The sequence below is a fragment of the Oceanicola sp. D3 genome (assembly GCF_006351965.1).
Taxonomy (GTDB): domain Bacteria; phylum Pseudomonadota; class Alphaproteobacteria; order Rhodobacterales; family Rhodobacteraceae; genus Vannielia.
Map to the genome: position 1 here is coordinate 1,651,023 of NZ_CP040932.1, position 18,700 is coordinate 1,669,722.

Annotated in this window: 17 protein-coding genes; 5 read left to right on the forward strand and 12 right to left on the reverse strand. The window is 65.0% G+C overall.

The window, feature by feature from the left end:
* Positions 1-72: 72 nt before the first annotated feature.
* A complete protein-coding gene (locus FHY55_RS08375; RefSeq protein ID WP_140013753.1) occupies positions 73-1,476 on the reverse strand; it encodes an FAD-binding oxidoreductase in 1,404 nt (467 codons plus the stop codon).
* Positions 1,477-1,626: 150 nt separating this feature from the next.
* Here FHY55_RS08375 and FHY55_RS08380 point away from each other — a divergent pair, with 150 nt between their 5' ends.
* Positions 1,627-3,291, forward strand: a complete 1,665-nt coding sequence (locus FHY55_RS08380; RefSeq protein ID WP_140016053.1) for a chloride channel protein — start codon at positions 1,627-1,629, stop codon at positions 3,289-3,291.
* A gap of 164 nt (positions 3,292-3,455) precedes the next feature.
* Here the strand turns inward: FHY55_RS08380 and FHY55_RS08385 are convergent, their stop codons facing one another.
* The 3 genes from FHY55_RS08385 to cobT form a co-directional block, all read right to left on the reverse strand.
* Positions 3,456-3,797, reverse strand: a complete 342-nt coding sequence (locus tag FHY55_RS08385) for a DUF427 domain-containing protein (protein WP_140013754.1) — start codon at positions 3,795-3,797, stop codon at positions 3,456-3,458.
* An 82-nt stretch (positions 3,798-3,879) separates the two neighbouring features.
* Positions 3,880-5,676 (reverse strand): aminopeptidase P family protein, encoded by a 1,797-nt coding sequence (locus FHY55_RS08390; protein WP_140013755.1) that lies wholly within the window; start codon positions 5,674-5,676, stop codon positions 3,880-3,882.
* A gap of 68 nt (positions 5,677-5,744) precedes the next feature.
* Positions 5,745-7,619: a cobaltochelatase subunit CobT gene (gene cobT / locus FHY55_RS08395; RefSeq protein WP_140013756.1), complete on the reverse strand. Its 1,875-nt coding sequence runs from the start codon at positions 7,617-7,619 to the stop codon at positions 5,745-5,747.
* 157 nt (positions 7,620-7,776) lie between these two features.
* Here cobT and FHY55_RS08400 point away from each other — a divergent pair, with 157 nt between their 5' ends.
* A complete protein-coding gene (locus FHY55_RS08400) occupies positions 7,777-8,361 on the forward strand; it encodes an NADPH-dependent FMN reductase (protein ID WP_140013757.1) in 585 nt (194 codons plus the stop codon).
* A 166-nt stretch (positions 8,362-8,527) separates the two neighbouring features.
* On the opposite strand, the gene FHY55_RS08405 is transcribed toward FHY55_RS08400, so the two are convergent.
* The 4 genes from FHY55_RS08405 to cobS all read right to left on the reverse strand — a co-directional run bounded on the left by FHY55_RS08405 (position 8,528) and on the right by cobS (position 10,825).
* A complete protein-coding gene (locus FHY55_RS08405) occupies positions 8,528-8,896 on the reverse strand; it encodes a hypothetical protein (protein WP_140013758.1) in 369 nt (122 codons plus the stop codon).
* 24 nt (positions 8,897-8,920) lie between these two features.
* Positions 8,921-9,295 (reverse strand): hypothetical protein, encoded by a 375-nt coding sequence (locus FHY55_RS08410; RefSeq protein WP_140013759.1) that lies wholly within the window; start codon positions 9,293-9,295, stop codon positions 8,921-8,923.
* Between the two features lie 175 nt (positions 9,296-9,470).
* Positions 9,471-9,854 (reverse strand): hypothetical protein, encoded by a 384-nt coding sequence (locus tag FHY55_RS08415; RefSeq protein WP_140013760.1) that lies wholly within the window; start codon positions 9,852-9,854, stop codon positions 9,471-9,473.
* Positions 9,854-10,825, reverse strand: a complete 972-nt coding sequence (gene cobS / locus FHY55_RS08420) for a cobaltochelatase subunit CobS (protein WP_140013761.1) — start codon at positions 10,823-10,825, stop codon at positions 9,854-9,856. The genes FHY55_RS08415 and cobS overlap by 1 nt, the downstream gene beginning before the upstream one ends.
* Positions 10,826-11,114: 289 nt before the next feature.
* Here cobS and FHY55_RS08425 point away from each other — a divergent pair, with 289 nt between their 5' ends.
* Positions 11,115-11,615, forward strand: a complete 501-nt coding sequence (locus FHY55_RS08425; protein WP_140013762.1) for a hypothetical protein — start codon at positions 11,115-11,117, stop codon at positions 11,613-11,615.
* A 61-nt stretch (positions 11,616-11,676) separates the two neighbouring features.
* Here the strand turns inward: FHY55_RS08425 and FHY55_RS08430 are convergent, their stop codons facing one another.
* Complete coding sequence (locus tag FHY55_RS08430) at positions 11,677-12,306, reverse strand: J domain-containing protein (RefSeq protein WP_140013763.1); 630 nt, start codon at positions 12,304-12,306, stop codon at positions 11,677-11,679.
* A 92-nt stretch (positions 12,307-12,398) separates the two neighbouring features.
* Here FHY55_RS08430 and FHY55_RS08435 point away from each other — a divergent pair, with 92 nt between their 5' ends.
* Positions 12,399-12,644: a BolA family transcriptional regulator gene (locus FHY55_RS08435; protein WP_140013764.1), complete on the forward strand. Its 246-nt coding sequence runs from the start codon at positions 12,399-12,401 to the stop codon at positions 12,642-12,644.
* Positions 12,645-12,741: 97 nt separating this feature from the next.
* Here the strand turns inward: FHY55_RS08435 and FHY55_RS08440 are convergent, their stop codons facing one another.
* Together FHY55_RS08440 and gatB are read right to left on the reverse strand one after the other, a co-directional pair.
* Entirely contained in the window at positions 12,742-13,239 is a 498-nt protein-coding gene (locus tag FHY55_RS08440) for a DUF4177 domain-containing protein (RefSeq protein WP_140013765.1), read from the reverse strand.
* 217 nt (positions 13,240-13,456) lie between these two features.
* Positions 13,457-14,968 carry an Asp-tRNA(Asn)/Glu-tRNA(Gln) amidotransferase subunit GatB gene (gene gatB / locus FHY55_RS08445; RefSeq protein ID WP_140013766.1) on the reverse strand — a complete coding sequence of 504 codons (1,512 nt, stop codon included), beginning with the start codon at positions 14,966-14,968 and terminating at the stop codon, positions 13,457-13,459.
* A 251-nt stretch (positions 14,969-15,219) separates the two neighbouring features.
* Between gatB and FHY55_RS08450 the strand changes: the two genes are divergently transcribed.
* The gene (locus tag FHY55_RS08450; RefSeq protein WP_254695460.1) at positions 15,220-15,945 is read left to right on the forward strand and encodes a transglycosylase SLT domain-containing protein; all 726 of its coding nucleotides are present in this window, start codon (positions 15,220-15,222) and stop codon (positions 15,943-15,945) included.
* A 119-nt stretch (positions 15,946-16,064) separates the two neighbouring features.
* Here FHY55_RS08450 and pepN read toward each other — a convergent pair whose 3' ends face one another.
* On the reverse strand, positions 16,065-18,605 hold the full coding sequence (gene pepN, locus FHY55_RS08455) for an aminopeptidase N (protein WP_140013767.1): 2,541 nt from the start codon (positions 18,603-18,605) through the stop codon (positions 16,065-16,067).
* Positions 18,606-18,700 lie beyond the last annotated feature (95 nt).

Sequence of the window (18,700 nt, forward strand, 5' to 3'; positions counted from 1 at the left end):
CCCAATTTCAACTAGACACAATTTAGTCTTAATGTCTTTATAATCTAGTGCCTTAGCTACCGCATGGTTAATTCACACTGGAAACGGTGTGTTTCCTGTGGTGTCGCGCGGTCGGACGACCTTCCCCGGATTGAGAATATCGAGCGGGTCGAGCGCCGCCTTCAGCTCGGCCATCAGCCCCCAAGCAGCCCCGTGCTCGGCCTCCATCATGTGCAGCTTCCCCATGCCCACCCCATGCTCGCCGGTGATCGTGCCGCCAAAGGCGAGGGCGCGCTCGGCCATGGTATCGGCAATGTGTTTGGCCTTCTGCCAGTGCTGCGGATTGTCCTTGTCGATCAACAGGATGGCATGAAAGTTACCGTCCCCCACATGGCCCAGAATCGGCCCCTCCAACCCGGCTGCTTCGATGTCAGTCGCCGTGGCCTCCACCGCATCTGCGAGCCGCGAGATCGGCACGCACATGTCGGTCACAATCGCCGTAGAGCCTTTGCGGCTGGCGAGGATTGCCCAATAGGCGTGGTGGCGCATGTGCCAGAGCGCGGTGCGGTCTTCGGCTCGCTCGGCCCACCGAAAGCTGTGGCCGTTCATGTCATTCACAAGTTCGCCAAAAAACTGCGCGTCGGCGGCAACTGACGTCTCCGAGCCGTGGAACTCTACCAGAAGGTGAGGGCTCGCAGGGAAATCCGCGCCTGAGTAGGCATTTACCGCCTCAACCGTAGGGCCGTCGACAAATTCGATTCGCGCCATCGGCAGCCCGGCCTGGATGGTGGCGATCACGCAATCCACCGCGTCGCCGATCTTTTCGAAGGCGCAGGTGGCCGCCGCCGTGGCTTCGGGCTGGCCCTGCAGCTTGAGCGTCAACTCGGTGATCAGCCCCAGCGTGCCCTCCGAGCCAACCATCAGCCGGGTCAGGTCATACCCATTGGAGGCCTTGCGTGCGCCCGAGCCGGTGCGGATCACCTCGCCGCTGGCCAGCACCACCTCCAGCGCCAGCACGTTCTCGGCCATTGTGCCGTAGCGCACGGCGGTGGTGCCGCTGGCCCGCGTGCCGGCCATGCCGCCCAGCGTGGCATTGGCCCCCGGATCGACCGGAAAGAACAGGCCCGTGGCCCGTAGCTCATGGTTCAGCGCCTCGCGGGTCACGCCGGGCTGAACCACGGCCACCATGTCTTCGGGGCGCACCTCCAGCACCTTGTCCATGCGGCTGAAGTCCACCGCTACGCCGCCCTGCACCGCCAGCCCGTGCCCCTCCAGCGAGGTGCCCGCGCCCCAGCCCACCACCGGGCAATGGGCCGCGGCGCAGGCCTTCACGATCTGCGCCACCTCCGCGGTGCTCTCCGGATAGGCCACGGCCTCGGGCGGGGTCAGCGGAAAATGCGTCTCACTTCGGCCGTGCTGCTCCAGATCACTCTTGGAGCGGCTCAGCCGATCGCCTAGAACGGCCCTAAGGCCGGTCTGCGCCTCGTTGAAAGGCATCACTCCTCCTCGCGCTACACCGGACGCCACCCTAGGCGATACGGGCCGCCCGGGGAAGAGCGGCACGCGTGCAGGGCCCGGTGCGGCAGAACGGGGGCGTGGGTGAGCGAGAGCGAAGGGCAGGGGAGCGAAGCGAAGGCGGCAGGGCCGCTGCGCCAACGCCTGTCCGAGCTGCGCGAGGTGGCCGATACGCTGATCCGCATCCTGCGCCAGCGCGGGCCAAGCCAGGTGCAATTCTGGTTCATCGCGCTGGCCCTCGGGGTCGCCTCTGGCTATGCCGCCTGCCTCTTCCGCCTCGGGATCGACTGGCTGCAAGGCGCGCTCTACGGCACCGATGACACCCGGCTGATCCACTCTTTCGCCGCCTCTCTGCCCTGGTGGTGGGTGCTGGCGCTGCCCATCCTCGGCGGGCTGGCGGTGGGGGTGATCCTCGATCGCTTCGCGCCCGGTGCGCGGGTGCGCTCGGTGGCCGATGTGATCCACGGCGCCGCGCTCAACCGGGGCCGGGTGGAGCAACGCGCTGGCCTCGCCTCGGCGCTGGCCTCGCTCATCACACTCTCCTCGGGCGGCTCGACGGGCCGTGAGGGGCCGGTGGTGCACCTTGCCGCTGTCATTTCCTCCTGGGTCAGCGAGCGGATCAACGCCAATGGGGTCACCGGGCGCGACCTGATGGGCTGCGCCGTGGCCGCCGCTGTCTCTGCCTCCTTCAACGCACCCATCGCCGGGGCGCTCTTCGCGCTGGAGGTGGTGCTGCGGCATTTCGCGGTGCACGCCTTCGCCCCCATCGTCATCGCTTCGGTCGCGGGCACAGTGGTGAGCCGCTCCTTCTTCGGCGATGTGGCCGAGTTTACCCTCGGCGGCGACGGGGTGCTGAGCTTTTACGTCGAGCTGCCGGCCTTCCTGTTGCTCGGCATCACCTGCGGGCTGGTGGCCGTGGTGCTGATGCGGGCGGTGTTTCTGGCCGATTCCATCGGCAACGGCGTCATGCAGGCCACCCGCCTGCCGCGCTTTCTGCGCCCGGCGATGGCCGGGGCGCTGCTGGGCGGGCTGGCGATTTTCTATCCGCATATCATCGGCGTCGGCTACGAAACGACCTCCGCCGCGCTCACCGGCGAGTTGGTGTTTCGCGAGGCAATCGTTTTCGTCGTGCTGAAGGTCGCCGCCGTGGCCATCACCATGGCCGGGCGGATGGGTGGCGGCATGTTCTCGCCCTCGCTTATGGTGGGTGCGCTCACCGGGCTGGCCTTCGGGGTGGTGGCTACCGGGGTGTTTCCCGAGGTCTCCGGCACACCAACGCTCTACGCGCTGGCGGGCATGGGGGCGCTGGCGGCCGCGGTGCTGGGCGCGCCGATTTCCACCACACTCATCGTTTTCGAACTGACGGGCGACTGGCAGACCGGCCTCGCGGTGATGGTCGCCGTCTCGCTTTCCACCGCCATCTCCTCCCGCCTTGTCGACCGCAGCTTCTTCCTCACCCAACTGGAGCGCCGGGGCATCCGCATGGCCGCCGGGCCACAGGCCTACCTGCTCTCGGTGCACTCCGCCGCAGCGGTGATGCGCGGCGTCGACAGCCCCCGCGCCGCCTCGCGCGACACCTGCGAAGAGATGATCTCGTCGGGCATCATGCTCGCCCCAGACACCACGCTGGAAACAGCCCTGCCGATGTTTGAAACCAGCGGCCACAGCTTCATCCCCGTGGTCGCGCCAGTGGGCGACGGCGGCAAGGGAGAGCTGATGGGGGCGCTGTTCCACCTCGACGCGCTGCGGGCCTACAACCGCGCACTGGCCGAAACGGCGGCCGAGGAACATAGCTGAGAGGGCGGGCCAAAAGAGATTTGAAGCCTCCGGCGGGGATATTTTCCGGACCAATGAGGGGAGGGCTGTTCCGCCTCCTCATTGGTCCTGCGAAAATCCCGGGGGTGTGGGGGCAGCGCCCCCACTGGTGTTACGGTTCAGCCCGGCGGCAAGGGCCGGGAGGCTCAAACCTGCTCCACGGTCACCTTCTCGGCATAGAAGGCGAGGTAGCCCTCGATCCGCTCCATCCCGGCCTTCGGATCTTCGTAAGACCATGCCGCATCCCGGATCGTGCCCGACTTGATCTCGATGTCGTAGTGCTGCGCATCGCCCTTATGCGGGCAGTGGGTGACGGTTTCGGACTTGTCGAGGAAGGCCATGGCGATATCAGTGCGGGGGAAATAGATGACAAAGGGCATGTCACCCTCGGTCAGCTCAAGGGCATTTGCGCTCTCGCCCAGCACGGCGCCGCCGGCCCGCACCACCCAGGTTCCATCCGCGTTGCGTATCTTGATATGGTCGGCCATCCCTCACCTCCTGTTATGTTCTTTGGTGGGGTTATATAGGTGGAACGCATGACAGGTAAATGTCATGGGGTGCCCCGCGCTGCTATAGCGCAGCGCAGGCCTGCCGGAGCCAGTCCTTCACCTCGCCGCTCACCCGGTCTGAGATCAGCGCCCAGACGGAGCGGTGATAGCCGTCAATCCATTCGCGTTCCGCGCGCGAGAGCATCTCTACCTCGATCAGGTGCCGGTCAATCGGCACATAGGTAAGGGTCTGGAAGGCCAGCATGTCGCGGCCATCGCCATCCGGCATGGGCGGGGCCTCTTCGACGGCAACAAGGTTTTCGATGCGGATGCCCCACTCTCCCTCGCGGTAATATCCCGGCTCGTTGGAGAGGATCATCCCCGGCTCCAGCGGCACCTCGGAGACCCGGCTCAGCCGCTGCGGCCCCTCATGCACGCTGAGGTAAGCGCCCACGCCGTGGCCGGTGCCGTGGTCAAAATCCTTGCCCACCACCCACAGCGGATAGCGGGCCACCGCCTCCAGATCGCGCCCGGCACGGCCGCGCGGCCAGACCAGCCGCGACACGGCGATCATGCCCTGCAGCACGCGGGTGAAGGCCTCTGCCGCGCCCTCTGGCGGGGGGCCGACGGTGACGGTGCGGGTGATATCGGTGGTGCCGTCAAGATATTGCCCGCCGGAGTCCACCAGCAGCAGTTCGCCGGGCTTCACCGGGCGGTTGGTCTCATGGGTCACGCGGTAGTGCACGATGGCGCCGTTCGGCCCGGCGCCGCTGATGGTGTCAAAGCTGATCTCCCGCAGCTCATTGGCCTCGCGGCGGAAGCCTTCCAGACGCTCCACCACCGAAATCTCGGTCAGCCCGCCGTTCTCGGCCTCATCATCCAGCCATGCGAGAAACTTCACCATCGCCACCGCATCGCGCAGATGCGCCGCGCGCATCCCGTCCAGCTCGGCGGTGTTCTTCTTGGCCTTCGGCAGCAGGCAAGGGTCTGGCCCCTCCACCACCTCTGCCTTGCCGCGCAGAATCGCGGCCACCGCCTCGGGCGCGCTTTCCGGGTCAATCTGCACGCGCCCGCCCAGTTCGGCCAGCGCGGCGGCGAAGCTCTCGCGCGGCAGCACCGCCACGTCAGGCCAAAGCTCCAGCCCTTCGGCCTGTGCCGGGTCGCAGAAAAGATCAACCTTGCCAGAGGCTTCCAGCACGGCGTTCACCCGTGCAATCGGGTTGCGGGCGATGTCGGAGCCGCGGATGTTCAAGAGCCAGCAGACCGAATCCGGCAGGGTAAGCACCGCCGCGCCCACCTTCGCCTTGGCCAGGTCCGCCCCGAGCCGCGCGCGTTTGTCGGCGCTGCTCTCACCGGCAAATTGAAGCGGGTGAGGGAGGATCGGCTCGGAGGGTTCTGCCGGGCGGTCGTCCCAGATGGCATCCACCGGGTTGGCCTCCACCGGCACCAGTGCAAGACCCTTGGCCGTCAGCGCCTTTTCCAGTCCGGCCACTTCCTTGACGCTATGCAACCACGGATCAAACCCGATCCGCGCGCCTGCCGGGGCCTGTGCGATCAGCCAATCGGCCAGCCGGGTTTCGGGCCAAGGGACGGGGGTGAAATGGGCGGTGTCGACCTGCGCCTTCACCTGCACCCGATAGCGCCCGTCGATGAAGACGCCGGCAATGTCGGGCAGCACGGCGGCAAAGCCTGCGGAGCCGGAAAAGCCGGTAAGCCAAGCCAGCCGCTCGTCGCAATGCGCCACGTATTCGCCCTGATGCCGGTCGGCGCGGGGCACGAGGAAGCCGGTAAGGCCCTCGGCGGCAAGCCGCGCGCGCAGGGCCTTCAGGCGGGGCGGGCCATCAGCGGGATTGGTGGGGGCGTCGAAGGTTTGAAACATGAGAAATCCTCGTAGGGTGGGCAATCTGCCCACCGCGCGGAAGGTGGGCAGATTGCCCACCCTACGGTTCAACTCGCCTTCTTCATCCCCATCACCCGCGCGCGCGCCCTCGGGTCGGAATCAAACAGCGAGGCCAGTTGCTCGGTCATCGCACCGGCAAGCTGCTCGACATCGGTGATGGTGACCGCACGGTCGTAATAGCGGGTCACGTCATGGCCGATGCCGATGGCCAGAAGCTCCACGGCGCGGCGCTTCTCGATCATCGCGATCACGTCACGCAGGTGCTTTTCGAGGTAGTTCGCCGGGTTCACCGAGAGGGTGGAATCATCCACCGGGGCGCCATCCGAAATGACCATGAGAATCTTCCTCACCTCGCGGCGGCCCGCCATGCGGCGGTGCGCCCATTCCAGCGCCTCGCCGTCGATGTTTTCCTTCAGCAAGCCCTCTTTCATCATCAGGCCAAGGTTGGCGCGGGCGCGGCGCCACGGGGCGTCGGCGCTCTTGTAGATGATGTGGCGCAGGTCGTTCAGGCGGCCCGGGGTTTGCGGGCGGCCCTCGGCCAGCCATTTCTCGCGCGCCTGCCCACCCTTCCAGGCGCGGGTGGTGAAGCCGAGGATCTCGACCTTCACCTGGCAGCGCTCAAGAGTGCGCGCCAGCACATCTGCGCAGATCGCGGCAATGCTGATCGGGCGGCCGCGCATGGAGCCCGAGTTGTCGAGCAGCAGCGTCACCACGGTGTCGCGGAATTCGGTGTCCTTCTCGACCTTGAAGCTGAGCGGCGTCGTCGGGTTGGCAACCACGCGGGCGAGGCGGCCCGCGTCGAGGATGCCTTCCTCGCGGTCGAACTCCCAAGAGCGGTTCTGTTGCGCCTGAAGGCGGCGTTGCAGCTTGTTGGCAAGGCGGCTCACCGCGCCCTTCAGTGGCTCGAGCTGCTGGTCGAGATAGTCGCGCAGCCGCTCCAGCTCGGCAGGCTGGGCCAGCTCTTCGGCGGGGATCTCCTCGTCAAAGGTGCCGTCGTAGACGGTGTAGTTCGGGTCGGCCTCGGAGGCGGGGGCAGGGGGCGGGGGCTCCAGCGGGGCCTCGCCCTCAGGCATCTCGGCCTCTTCGCCCTCCTCGGTTTCGGCCATGTCATCCATGCTGACGGTGGCCTCGGAGGGATCGTCCGTCTGCTCCTGGTCCTGCTCGGGGTTGGCCTCGGTCTCCTCGTCTTCCTGGCTGTCGTCCTGCCCGGTGCTGTCGGCCTCTTCCTCGTCCTGCTCGGCCTCATCGCCCTCGGCGTCGTCATCCTCCATGTCCGGGTCGTCGCCGAGCTGGTCGCCATAGCCGAGATCTTCGATCACCTGCCGGGTGAAGCGCGCAAAGGCCTGCTGATCGGCCAGCACATCCTGAAGGTCATCCAGCGTGCCCGCGGCTGATCCCTCAAGGTGATCGCGCCAGAGGTCGAGCACGTTCTGGGCGCTGTCGGGCAACTGCCGCCCGGTGGCGAGGTTGCGCACCAGGTAGCCCGCCGCCTCGGCCAGCGGGGCCTCGGACATGGTGGTGAGGTTGCCATAGCCGCGCCGGTCGGCCTCGGCGCCGATCTTGGCGTCGATGTTCTTGGCCGTGCCGGGCATGACGCGGGCGCCCACCGCCTCGCAGCGGGCGGTTTCCATCGCCGCGTAGATATCGCGCGCCAGCTGGCCCTGCGGCGCATAGCGGGCGGCGGTGCCCTCATCGTGATACTTGTGACGCAGCGCCAGCGCATCGGCGGTGCCCCGGGCCAGCAGCACCTCTTCGGCGCTCATCCGGCGGGAAACCTGCGGCAGGCGCAGCCCGTCGCCAGTGGTGCCCGGCGGGTCCACCGAATAGGTGACGCCCAGCTCGGGATCATCGGCCATGACCTTGGTGGCCTCTGCGAGGGCCTTCTTGAACGGGTCTGCCGGGTTATCGGTCGGTTTAGCCATGGGATCGGTAAACCACCGGGCAGCGCCTTGCGCAAGAGCCGCGCGAAGCGGAGTTGCGCCTTGTGCAATTTCGCACGGAACTCCCCGTTGATTGCTGGGTTGGTTGGTAAATAAATAGACATCAGACCCAGACACCGCCCGACCTAAGGAGGCACCCATGACCACCCCCAAGATTGCCATCATCATCGGCTCCACCCGCGACGCACGCTTTGGCGAAAAGCCCGCCAAATGGCTGCTGGAGCGCGCACAACAGCGCGACGACTTCGACGTGGAGCTGGTGGACCTCAAAGACTTCGATCTGCCGCTCTTCAACGAGAAAGCCTCCAACCTGTGGATGCCTTCCGAAGACCCGGCGGCAATTGCCTGGCAGGAGAAGATCGCCGAATTCGACGGCTACATCTTTGTCACCGCCGAATACAACCACTCCCTCACCGGCTCCCTGAAGAACGCGCTGGACCAAGCCTATAAGGAGTGGGTCCGCAAGCCGATGGGTGCACTGGGCTATGGCGGCCTTGGTGCAGCCCGCGCGGTGGAGCACCTGCGCGGGATCGGCGTGGAACTTCAGATGGTGCCGGTGCGCAATGCCGTGCACATCGCCGCGGGCAGCTTCATGAAGGTTTCTCCGATGGGCGAGAATGCCGAGATGGAAGCCATCGAAGACGTGATTGGTGGTTCTGCCGATGCCCTGTTTGACGATATGGCATGGTGGGCCAATGCGACGAAGGTTGCGCGGGAGGCCTGATCGCCGCGGCGTTGGAGTGGGGGCAGCCCCCCACACCGCGACCTTCAGTGGGGGGCCAGCGCCCCACACCGCGACCTTTAGTGGGGGGCCAGCCCCCCACACCCCCCGGGAATATTTGCAGCAAGAAAATGAACAGGGACGGGGGCTTTGCGGCCCCCGTTTCGCGTTAGTGGAAGCCCCATTTGGCGGGCAGGGCAAGGCCCACGTTCTGGCAAAACTGTTCCTGCTCGCGCAGCAGCCGTTTGGCGCTGGTGATGCTGGCGGCGTCCCTGATCATCTGCCGTGCACGCGTGGTTGCGGTTTCGGCGATGTAGTCGATGTCGCGCGAAAGGGCCGGGGCGAGATCCTTGGCGGCGGCGAGATACATGGCCGAGAGGTCGGCGGCCATCGGGTCGCCTGTGTCGCCCTCGCGAGCGACCCCGCGCCAGTATCCCGCGCAATCGGCAGCGAGATAGGGCAGATCGTCATGTTCTGACAGGTCATGGGCGCTGGCGGGGGCAGCAATCAGGGCGAGGATCAGGAGGGCGTGGCGCATAGGCGCATCAGGCCCCGCCTCGCCTCAGCCCGTCAAGAGCGCGGCGCAGCTGGCGATCTCGGCTTCGGCCCGGGTGGCGGCCCATTGGGCATCTTCCGCGTCGTCGTTGAAGGTGGCGCGGGTGAGCAGCACCGCCTGGGCGTGCTTGGCCTCGATCCGGCGGGCCAGCACCTCGCGGCCCCGGCCTGCCGGCATCACCGCCTCCAGCAGCGAGATCATCGCGGCGCGGCGGCGGGTCGTTGTGTCGACCTCCGGTGTGGGGATGAGCCATTGGTGCTCCATCAGTGCGGAGAAGCGCCCGGTGCAGGCGGCGAATTGCATCTCCAGCGGTTCGGCGCGCGCCGATGTGGAGAGAACTGCCAGAAGCCCTGCGAGGGCCATTGTTCTTTTTCTGCCCATGAAGTGACCATTGCGCCTTTGGGTGCGCCTGTCAAACGGGCAGTTTGAGAACTTTATCGTGTGTGTCGACGGCTCTGCCCTTGGGGGAAGCCTGGCACGGCAAGGTTAATTGGGGGTTAGATGCGGGGCCGAAGCAGCGTGGCGCTGCGTCATTTCTCGGCGCGCGTGGCGCGGCTTAGAGGAACCGCAGAATTTGCAGGCATTTCACGCAGGCCGGGTCGTCCATGCAAAGCCGGGCCTCTCCGCGCTTTGCAAAGCCGATCAGCACGTAGTGGGTGAACTCCGCCAGTCGCGCGCGCAACGCCTCATTGTGCGAGGGGCTGCCACGAAGGATGCCCCAATCAACCGATCCCAACTGCCGCACTGACTCGAAAAGCATGTCGCTTCGGCGCTGCATCAGCGATGCCGTCACCGGGTTCTTGTCCATCCCGGTGAGCCAGTGAGCGCGGGCTGCGAAATGTGCCGCGCAGGCGAGGCGTTCCGTGGGGCTGGCGGGCCAAGCAGACAGCGGCGTGGCAAGGAGGGCCACGAAAGCAAGGGCGGTAAGGCCCCGCAGCATTACATCGCCATCGAAACAGCGCTCTCCGGCAGCTCTTCGTCAAAGCAGCGCTGGTAGAACTCGGCCACCGTCTGGCGCTCCAGTTCGTCGCATTTGTTCAGGAAGGTCAGGCGGAAGGCATAGCCGATGTTGCGGAAGATCTCGGCGTTCTGGGCCCAGTTGATCACCGTGCGCGGGCTCATCACCGTGGAGAGATCGCCGTTCATGAAGGCCGTCCGGGTGAGGTCGGCGACCGTCACCATCTGGGAAATCTGCTTGCGGCCCTTTTCGGTGTTGTAATGGGGCGACTTGGCCAGAACGATCGCGGTTTCGGCGTCATGGCTGAGGTAGTTCAGCGTGGCGACGAGGTTCCAGCGGTCCATCTGCGCCTGGTTGATCTGCTGGGTGCCGTGGTAGAGGCCGGTGGTATCGCCCAGGCCGACGGTGTTCGACGTGGCGAAGAGGCGGAAATACTTGTTGGGCGTGATGATCTCGTTCTGGTCGAGCAGGGTGAGCTTGCCGTCATGTTCCAGAACCCGCTGGATGACGAACATCACGTCGGCGCGGCCGGCGTCATACTCGTCAAAGACAATGGCCACCGGGTTGCGCAGCGCCCAGGGCAGGATGCCCTCGTGAAACTCGGTCACCTGCTTGCCGTCGCGCAGCTTGATCGCATCCTTGCCGATCAGGTCGATCCGGCTGATGTGGCTGTCGAGGTTCACACGCACGGCGGGCCAGTTGAGGCGGGCGGCGACCTGTTCGATATGGGTCGACTTGCCTGTGCCGTGGTAGCCCTGAATCATCACCCGGCGGTTGTGGGAGAAGCCGGCGAGAATGGCGAGCGTGGTGTCGGGGTCAAACTTGTAGGTGCTGTCGACCTCGGGCACCCGGTCTGTCGCCTCGGCGAAACCCTTCACCACCATGTTGCTGTCGATCCCGAACACCTCGCGGACCGAGATTTCTTCGGTGGGTTTCATTGCCTCGTCGCTCATCGCACTTGCCTTCGCCGCTGGCGCGCACCCCGGGGCGCGGGGTCGCGCGTTATCTGTCTTTTGCGTGGTGCCTTATATCGCGGGCAGGTGCAAGGGCAGGCGATGCCGCGCCCCCCGGCCCCCGGGCAGGCGAAAAAGCACCGGTCCACCCCCGCAAGAAATCCCACTCGTGACACAGCTTGGCCTTGCGGCTAGGCTGGTTGGGATTTGCTGCCACAGGTCAGAAAACGAAATGCCTTTTTCAGGAATTGCTTTGCGGTTTAAGTCTGCCGCCTGCCTTTTTGTCGTATTGCTTGGTCTGCTGTTGCCGCAGCCCGCACGTGCTGAATTCACCCTTATCGACAGGTTGGGCGCTTGGCTTTTTTACACCCAGCGGGGTGTGGGGGCGAGCTATGCCGCATGTCAGGTTGTCAGCTGCGTCGATGGCACCTGCGGCACGGGCCGGGGCGGGCGCACGCAGTTTTCGCTCTATGATGCCCGCGACGGGCGCGGCATCTTCCCCGAGTTCATCGCCCCGCGCCGGGTGCCGCCGGGTGGCTTGGCCAAGCTCAACATCGCGGGCCGCGAGTTTGTGATGAAAAACACCTTCCCCTCGCCACAGTTCTACCTGCAGGTCGAGGATGTGAGCGATGCCAAGGCGGTGCTCAACCGGCTGGTCGCGCTGGAGCGCGCCGACCGCAACGCCAAGTTCACCGTGGTGGACCCGTTCGGAACCCGCTTCGAGTTTGCCGCGCGCGGGGTAACCGGCAGCCTTGATCGGATGGTCCGCCGCTGCACGCCGCGCAGCTAGGTGGCGGCCTGACTTGACGCTCGGCAATTGGGCCGGCCTCGGCAGGCCAGCCCCGCAGACCTCACTTGAAGCTACGGCTGTCCTTGATCTGATCCCACGCCCAGACAACCTCGCCCAGCTGCTCTTCCTGGCTCCGGTCGCCGCCGTTCATATCGGGGTGGAGCACCTTGATCAGCGATTTGTAGCACTTGCGGATCTCGGCCTTGGTCATGTTGTCCTTGGCTTCGAGAATCTCGATCGCCCGGCGCTCGGTGGGGGGCAGGCGACGGCCGCCTCCGTTGCCAGCGCGGCCCGGGTTTTGGGTGGCGTTCTCGCCCAGCACCTGATGCGGATCATCCACGCCGAGCCGCGCCCATGCCTTCTCTTCGGCAGAGCGGCGGAACGGCTTTGTCTCGCGGTCCCACACCCTGTCGCGGTCTAGCTGGGCTTCCATCTCTTCTTCGGTCGCGCCGTTGAAGAAATTCCACTTCAGATTGTATTCGCGCACGTGGTCGCGGCAAAACCAATAATAGTCATCCAGCGTGTCGGGGTTTTTCGGCGCGCGGTACTGGCCCGGCTCCTCGCATCCCTCATGCTCGCATACGCGCTGGGAGGTTTCGAAAGCGCCAGACATGCCGCGACGGCCGCGCTGGCGCTTCTTTTTGTCCGACGATACGGACATATCGAAACCAAACGGATCGTCTCTATTCATGCCTGCAGCCCCATTCTTGCTTGGCAACCTGTTCGACTCGGACCATGAAGTTTAGACTTTTCGTGCCGAGTGAGAAGGGGGCAGACGAAAAAATGACGCTTGCATTCGAGATAGAGACGCGCCTGCGCGAGGCCTTTGCGCCGCAAAGCCTAGAGGTGCTGGATGAAAGTGAGGCTCACCGGGGGCATGGCGGATATTCGCCGGACGGCAGCCACTTTCGTGTGCGCATGGTGGCCGAGGCGCTGGAGGGCAAGAACCGGGTGGCCAAACACCGCGCGGTAAACGCAGCAGTGGCCGACCTGTTTCCGCGCATTCACGCACTCGCCATAGAGGTGTAGCGCGGGCCGTGCCAACTAGCCGGGCGCGGCGCACGGTTCCCACAACATAAAAACCCGCCCCAAGCGGGACGGGCCAGAGCTTGCATCGGTGCGAGGCTTACTCCGCCGCGAAATCCGTCTTGCTGGCGGGCTTTTCCGCGTGGCCCGATGTGGCCGGGCCAAGTGCGGGAGCCTTGCCTTCGCGGGCGCGGGCCGAAAGCGCGGCGGCGGCATCGCGGGCGGCGGCCACGGCATCGCGCTTGGGTTCGGCGGGGGCGGGGTCTTCGGCGGGCTCCTCCGCCTGCACCGCCTCATCCGCAGCACCCTCGGGCTGCGGTGCGGTGAGCAGCCCGGCCACCTCCTCGTCGCTCACAGCCTCAGCGGCCATCTCGCGGCGAAACACCAGCATGTGCTGAAAGGTCGTCTGCTTGCCGGTGAGGCCCACGCGCTCTTGGCAGGGCAGGGTGTCGGTGCGCTGATATTCCCAGCCCGCCGCGCCCATCTCGTTCATCACGTCTTGCAGCGCCACGGCAAAGCGGCCCGAGGTGCCCTTGGCCCCCTTCGCCTTCTTGCCGCGCTCCGGCGCGGGCACCACACGATATTCGTAACGCGGCATCTTTGCCCCCTGATTCCAGTCACGCGCACCAGACTAACGCGCGCCATGCGATGAGTCCAAACACCGCCCTCTGCGCCCGTCCAATTCAAAATTGCTGTGGCGCTTTTGCCTAACTACCTGTCAACCTTTGGCAGAATCGCAGGTATGGCCTGTGCATAGGATGTGCACGGGTTGTGCATATCAACTTTTGTTATAGGCAGTCGCCGATTGACGCCGGTTATAGCCCCAGCTTGGCGGAAACCAGCTGGTTCACCGCCTTCGGGTTGGCCTTGCCGCCGGTCGCCTTCATTACCTGCCCAACGAACCAGCCCGCCAGCTTGGGGTTGGCCTTGGCCTTCTCCACCTGGCCCGGATTGGCGGCAATCACCTCATCGACGGCGGCCTCGATGGCGCCGGTATCGGTGACCTGCTTCATGCCTTCGGTCTCGACAATCTCCTCCGGCTCGCGGCCCGTGGTGTAGCAGATTTCAAAGACATCCTTGGCGATCTTGCCGCTGATGGCATCGGATTTGATAAGGTCGATGATCTGGCCGATCTGCGCCGGGCTCACCGGGCTATCCACCAGCTCCTTCTCGTCTTTCTTGAGGCGGCCATAGAGTTCGTTGATGATCCAGTTGGCGGCCAGCTTCCCGTCACGGCCCTCGGCGGCTTTCTCAAAGAAATCAGCAGCTTCCACCTCGGCGGTCAAAACGCTCGCGTCATAGTCGCTCAGCCCGAAATCCCCGATAAACCGCGCCTTCTTGGCATCCGGCAGTTCGGGCAGGGAGGCCTCGATATCGTCCACCCAGCCCTGCTCAATCTCCAGCGGCAGCAGGTCGGGATCGGGGAAGTAGCGGTAATCATGCGCCTCTTCCTTGGAGCGCATCGAGCGGGTCTCGTTCTTGTCGGCGTCGTAAAGCCGCGTCTCCTGATCAATGCTCCCGCCATCTTCCAGAATCGCGATCTGGCGCTTGGCCTCATGGTCAATCGCGGCCTGAATAAAGCGCATGGAGTTCATGTTCTTGATCTCGCAGCGCGTGCCGAGATGCGAGAAATCCTGCGTTTCCATGTACTTTTCATACTGCCCCGGCTTGCAGACAGACACGTTCACATCGGCCCGCAGGTTGCCGTTTTGCATGTTGCCGTCGCAGGTGCCGAGGTAGCGCAGGATCTGGCGCAGCTTGGCGATATAGGCGGCGGCCTCTTCGGGGCCGCGAATGTCGGGGCGGCTGACGATCTCCATCAGCGCCACGCCGGTGCGGTTGAGGTCCACGAAGCTCATGTTCGGGTCCATGTCGTGGATCGACTTGCCCGCATCCTGCTCCAGATGGATACGCTCAATGCGCACCTTGCGGGCCACGCCTTCGCCCATCTCCACCAGCACTTCGCCTTCACCGACGATCGGGTGATAAAGCTGGCTGATCTGATAACCCTGCGGAAGATCGGGATAAAAATAGTTCTTCCGGTCGAAAGCAGAGCGCAGGTTGATCTCGGCCTTCAGCCCCAGCCCGGTCTTCACCGCTAGCGCCACGCAGCCCTCGTTGATGACCGGCAGCATCCCGGGCATCCCGGCGTCCACGAAGGCGACGTTGCTGTTGGGCTCGGCGCCAAACTGCGTGCTTGCCCCGCTGAAAAGCTTGGCCTTGGTCGAGACCTGCGCATGCACTTCCATCCCGATCACCAACTCCCAGTCGCCGGTCGCGCCGGAGATGATTTTGGGCTTGGGGGCTTCATATGTGAGGTCGAGCATGGGGAACTCCGCGGCTGTTTCAGGCCCTTCTAGGCCCTTGCGCAGAAGGGGGCAAGGCGGTGGGTTTACGCGGATTTAGGGCAAGCGCGGCAAGATGGGTGCGGCGCAGGGCCGGGTGATAGAATTGTGCTATAGGAAGGGCAAAATCCGCCTGTTGGGCGCAAAACTGTTTCCGCATCGGCATTAATCAGCCGGATATCGACCTTCAGAGCCCTTGCTAAGCCCTTGCAAATGCGCACTGATTGCCGGTGATGAGGGGCTCTTTACCAATCCTTGCCGCAGCGCTCGCCGCACTGCTGCCCGGCGCCACGCTGGCCGAAGCGCCCGCGCTGCGGCCCCTGCCGCGCATCTCGGCCATGGGTGGGGTGCTGCCCGAAGGGGTCACGCCCGCGGTGCCCCGTGTCACCCGCCTGCGCCCCCGGGCACGGCCCGCAACCCTCCCGCGCACCCGCTGGGAGAGCGTGCCCGGCAGCACCATATGGACCCGCGCAGCCATATCGGCGCTCAAGGCGCATGGCCGCCCACTGCTGGAGTTCGTGCCCCGCGATATCGAAACATGGTGCCCGAGCTACGCCGCACATCCTGTTGAGAAGCGGGCGGAATTTTGGGTTGGCTTTCTCTCGGCCCTCGCCAAGCACGAAAGCACCTATCGCGCCCATGCGGTCGGCGGCGGTGGGCGCTGGCACGGGTTGCTGCAAATCACCCCCTCCACCGCCCGGCTCTACGGCTGCCGCGCCCGTAGCGGCGCTGCGCTGCTGCATGGGCCAACCAACCTCAGCTGCGCGATCCGGATCATGACGAAGACGGTGCGGCGCGATGGCGTGGTGGGCGCAAATGGAAAGGGCGGCGTCGCGGCGGATTGGGGGCCGATGGTCTACCGCAAGAAACGGGCGGACATAGCGGCCTATACCCGCCGCCAAAGCTACTGCCGCCCGCTGTCGACGATGCGCCCGAAGCCTCGCCCGACAAAGAGCTGAGCCGTCATCCTCGGGTTGGACCCGCGGGTTTCCACACCCGCCTATGGCTGTCATCCTCGGGCCGGACCCGAGGATCTCCCACCGCATGAGATCCTCGGGTCAAGCCCGAGGATGACATCCTAGCCGAGGATCCGTCCCACCATCTCGCCGGTGTTCTCCGAAAGCCCCTCCAGCGCCGCGATCCGCTCCAATTCGGCACGGATCATCTGCTGGCGGTCCTCGTCGTATCGGGCCCATGTTTCAAAGGCCGTGGTCATCCGGGCGGTGGTTTGCGGGTTCAGCGGATCGAGCCGGATCAGCCAGTCGGCATAAAGCCGATAGGCTGCGCCGTCAGGCCGGTGAAAGCCCGCAGGGTTGGCCTGCATCGCCCCCAGCACAGAGCGGAAGCGGTTGGGGTTTTTCCAGTCGAAATCCGCGTGCTCCGTCAGGCTCTTGGCAACTTCTGCCATCCGCTCGGGCGGGGCCTGCATGACCTGCAGCATGAACCACTTGTCCATCACCAGCCGGTCGCCCCGCCACTTTTCATAGAAGGCCGCCAGCGCCGCGTCGCCCTTGCCGTGGCGGGTGAGCACCGCCAGCGCCGCTAGCTCTTCGGTCATGTTGTCGGCCGCCTCGAAGAGCGCCATCGCCCGCATGCAGCCATCCAGCCGTGAGAGCAGCCCAAGGCAGGCGGTGCGCAGTGCGCGCTTGCCCGCATCCGTCGCAGCGGGCGAGTAGGGCGCGGGGGTTTCCATTTCTTCATAAAGCCGTGCGAGGGTGGGCTCCATCTCGGTCGCCATCGCCTCCATCAGCCTTTCACGCGCGGCGTGAATCATCGTCGGGTCGGGCACATGGCCGCTATCGAAAAGCGTTTGAGCAAGGTCATCTTCCGAGGGCAGCCCCAGCATCAGCGCCCGATAGGCCGGATCAAGGCTATCGTCCGAGACAACGCGGTGCAGGCCGCTGAGCAGATCGGGCGAGGGGGCGGCACCTTCGGTGACCATGCGGGTAAGCACTTCCTTGCCCAGCACACGGCCCGCCTCCCAGCGGTTGAACGGGTCGGTATCATGGGCGAGCAGGAAGGCGCGGGTGGCATTATCAAGCTGGCGTTCCAGCACAACGGGCGCGGAGAAGCCACGCAGAACCGAGGCAACAGGTTTGGCTGAAAGTCCTGTAAGCTCAAAGCTCTGCCGCGCTTCGTTCATTTCCAAAACGCGGGTTTCCACCACCTCATCGCCATTTGGCCCGATGAGCCCCACAGCAATCGGGATCACCTGCGGCTTCTTCTCCGGCTGGCCCGGGGTTGGCTTGGTTTCTTGCGTAAAATCAAGGGTTAGCGTGCCGTCCTTGAAGCTTTCGTTCAACGTGAGCCGGGGCGTGCCCGCCTGCGAATACCAGCGCGAAAACTGCGTGAGGTCGCGCCCGGTGGCATCCTCGAACACCTTCAGCCAATCCTCGATGGTTGCCGCATCGCCATCGTGCCGCTCAAAATAGAGATCAAGCGCCTTGGCGTAGCCCTCGGCCCCCACCAAGGCCCGCAGCATATGGATCACCTCCGCGCCCTTTTCATAAACGGTCGCGGTGTAGAAGTTGTTGATCTCGATGTATTCCTCCGGCCGCACCGGATGCGCCAGCGGCCCCTGATCCTCGCGGAACTGGCGGGCGCGCAGCTGCATCACCTCGGTGATCCGCTTCACCGCCGCGCCGCGCATGTCAGAGCTGAACTGCTGGTCGCGGAACACCGTCAGCCCCTCCTTCAGGCAAAGCTGAAACCAGTCGCGGCAGGTGATGCGGTTGCCCGTCCAGTTGTGGAAATACTCGTGGGCGATGATGCCTTCAATGAAGTCGTAATCCGTGTCGGTCGCAGTTTCGGGCGAGGCCAGAACATACTTTGAGTTGAAGATGTTGAGGCCCTTGTTCTCCATCGCGCCCATGTTGAAGTCATCCACCGCAACGATGTTGAAGACGTCGAGGTCATACTCGCGGCCATAGACCTCTTCATCCCATGTCATCGAGCGTTTCAGCGCGTCCATCGCATATTCGGCGCGGGATTCGTCGCCGGGGCGCACCCAGATGTTCAACTCCACATCGCGGCCCGACATGGTTTTGAAATCGCCGGAAAACGCACGCAGATCGCCCGCCACCAGCGCGAAGAGATAGGCGGGTTTGGGCCACGGGTCGTCCCACACGCCCGGCTCCACCGGGTTGCCGTTGGAAAGCTGCACCGGCGCGTCGCTCTCGATATGCACCCGGAAGGGGGCCATCACATCGGGGCGGTCGGGGTAGAAGGTGATCTTGCGAAACCCCTCCGCCTCGCATTGGGTGCAATACATCCCGCCCGAGGTGTAAAGCCCGTCGAGCGAGGTGTTTGTCGTCGGGTCAATCTGCACCTCCGCTTCCCACGTAAAGGCACCGGAGGGCACCGGGAAGGTCAGGCCCTTCGGCGTGACCACGGGCGCAACCTCGGCCCCGTCGATCCGCGCCGAAATCAGCTCAAGCTCCCTGCCGTGCAAATAGATCTCGCTTGCCGGGTCCGCCGCCGGGTTGGGCGCAAAGCGGATCTTCGAGCGCACCCGCGTTTCGGCCCCCGCAAGGGTGAACCAGAGCTCAACCTGCTCAACGAGGAAGGGAAAGGGCGTGTATTCGGCAAGGCGAACGGGCTGGGGGGCGGCGTCTTTCATGGGGCTCCTGCGGGGAAATGAACCAAACTCGGTGCCCGGACGTTATGCCCCTGAAGCGGGCTCAGCAACCGGTCTAACCCCGAGCCCTAGGGTGC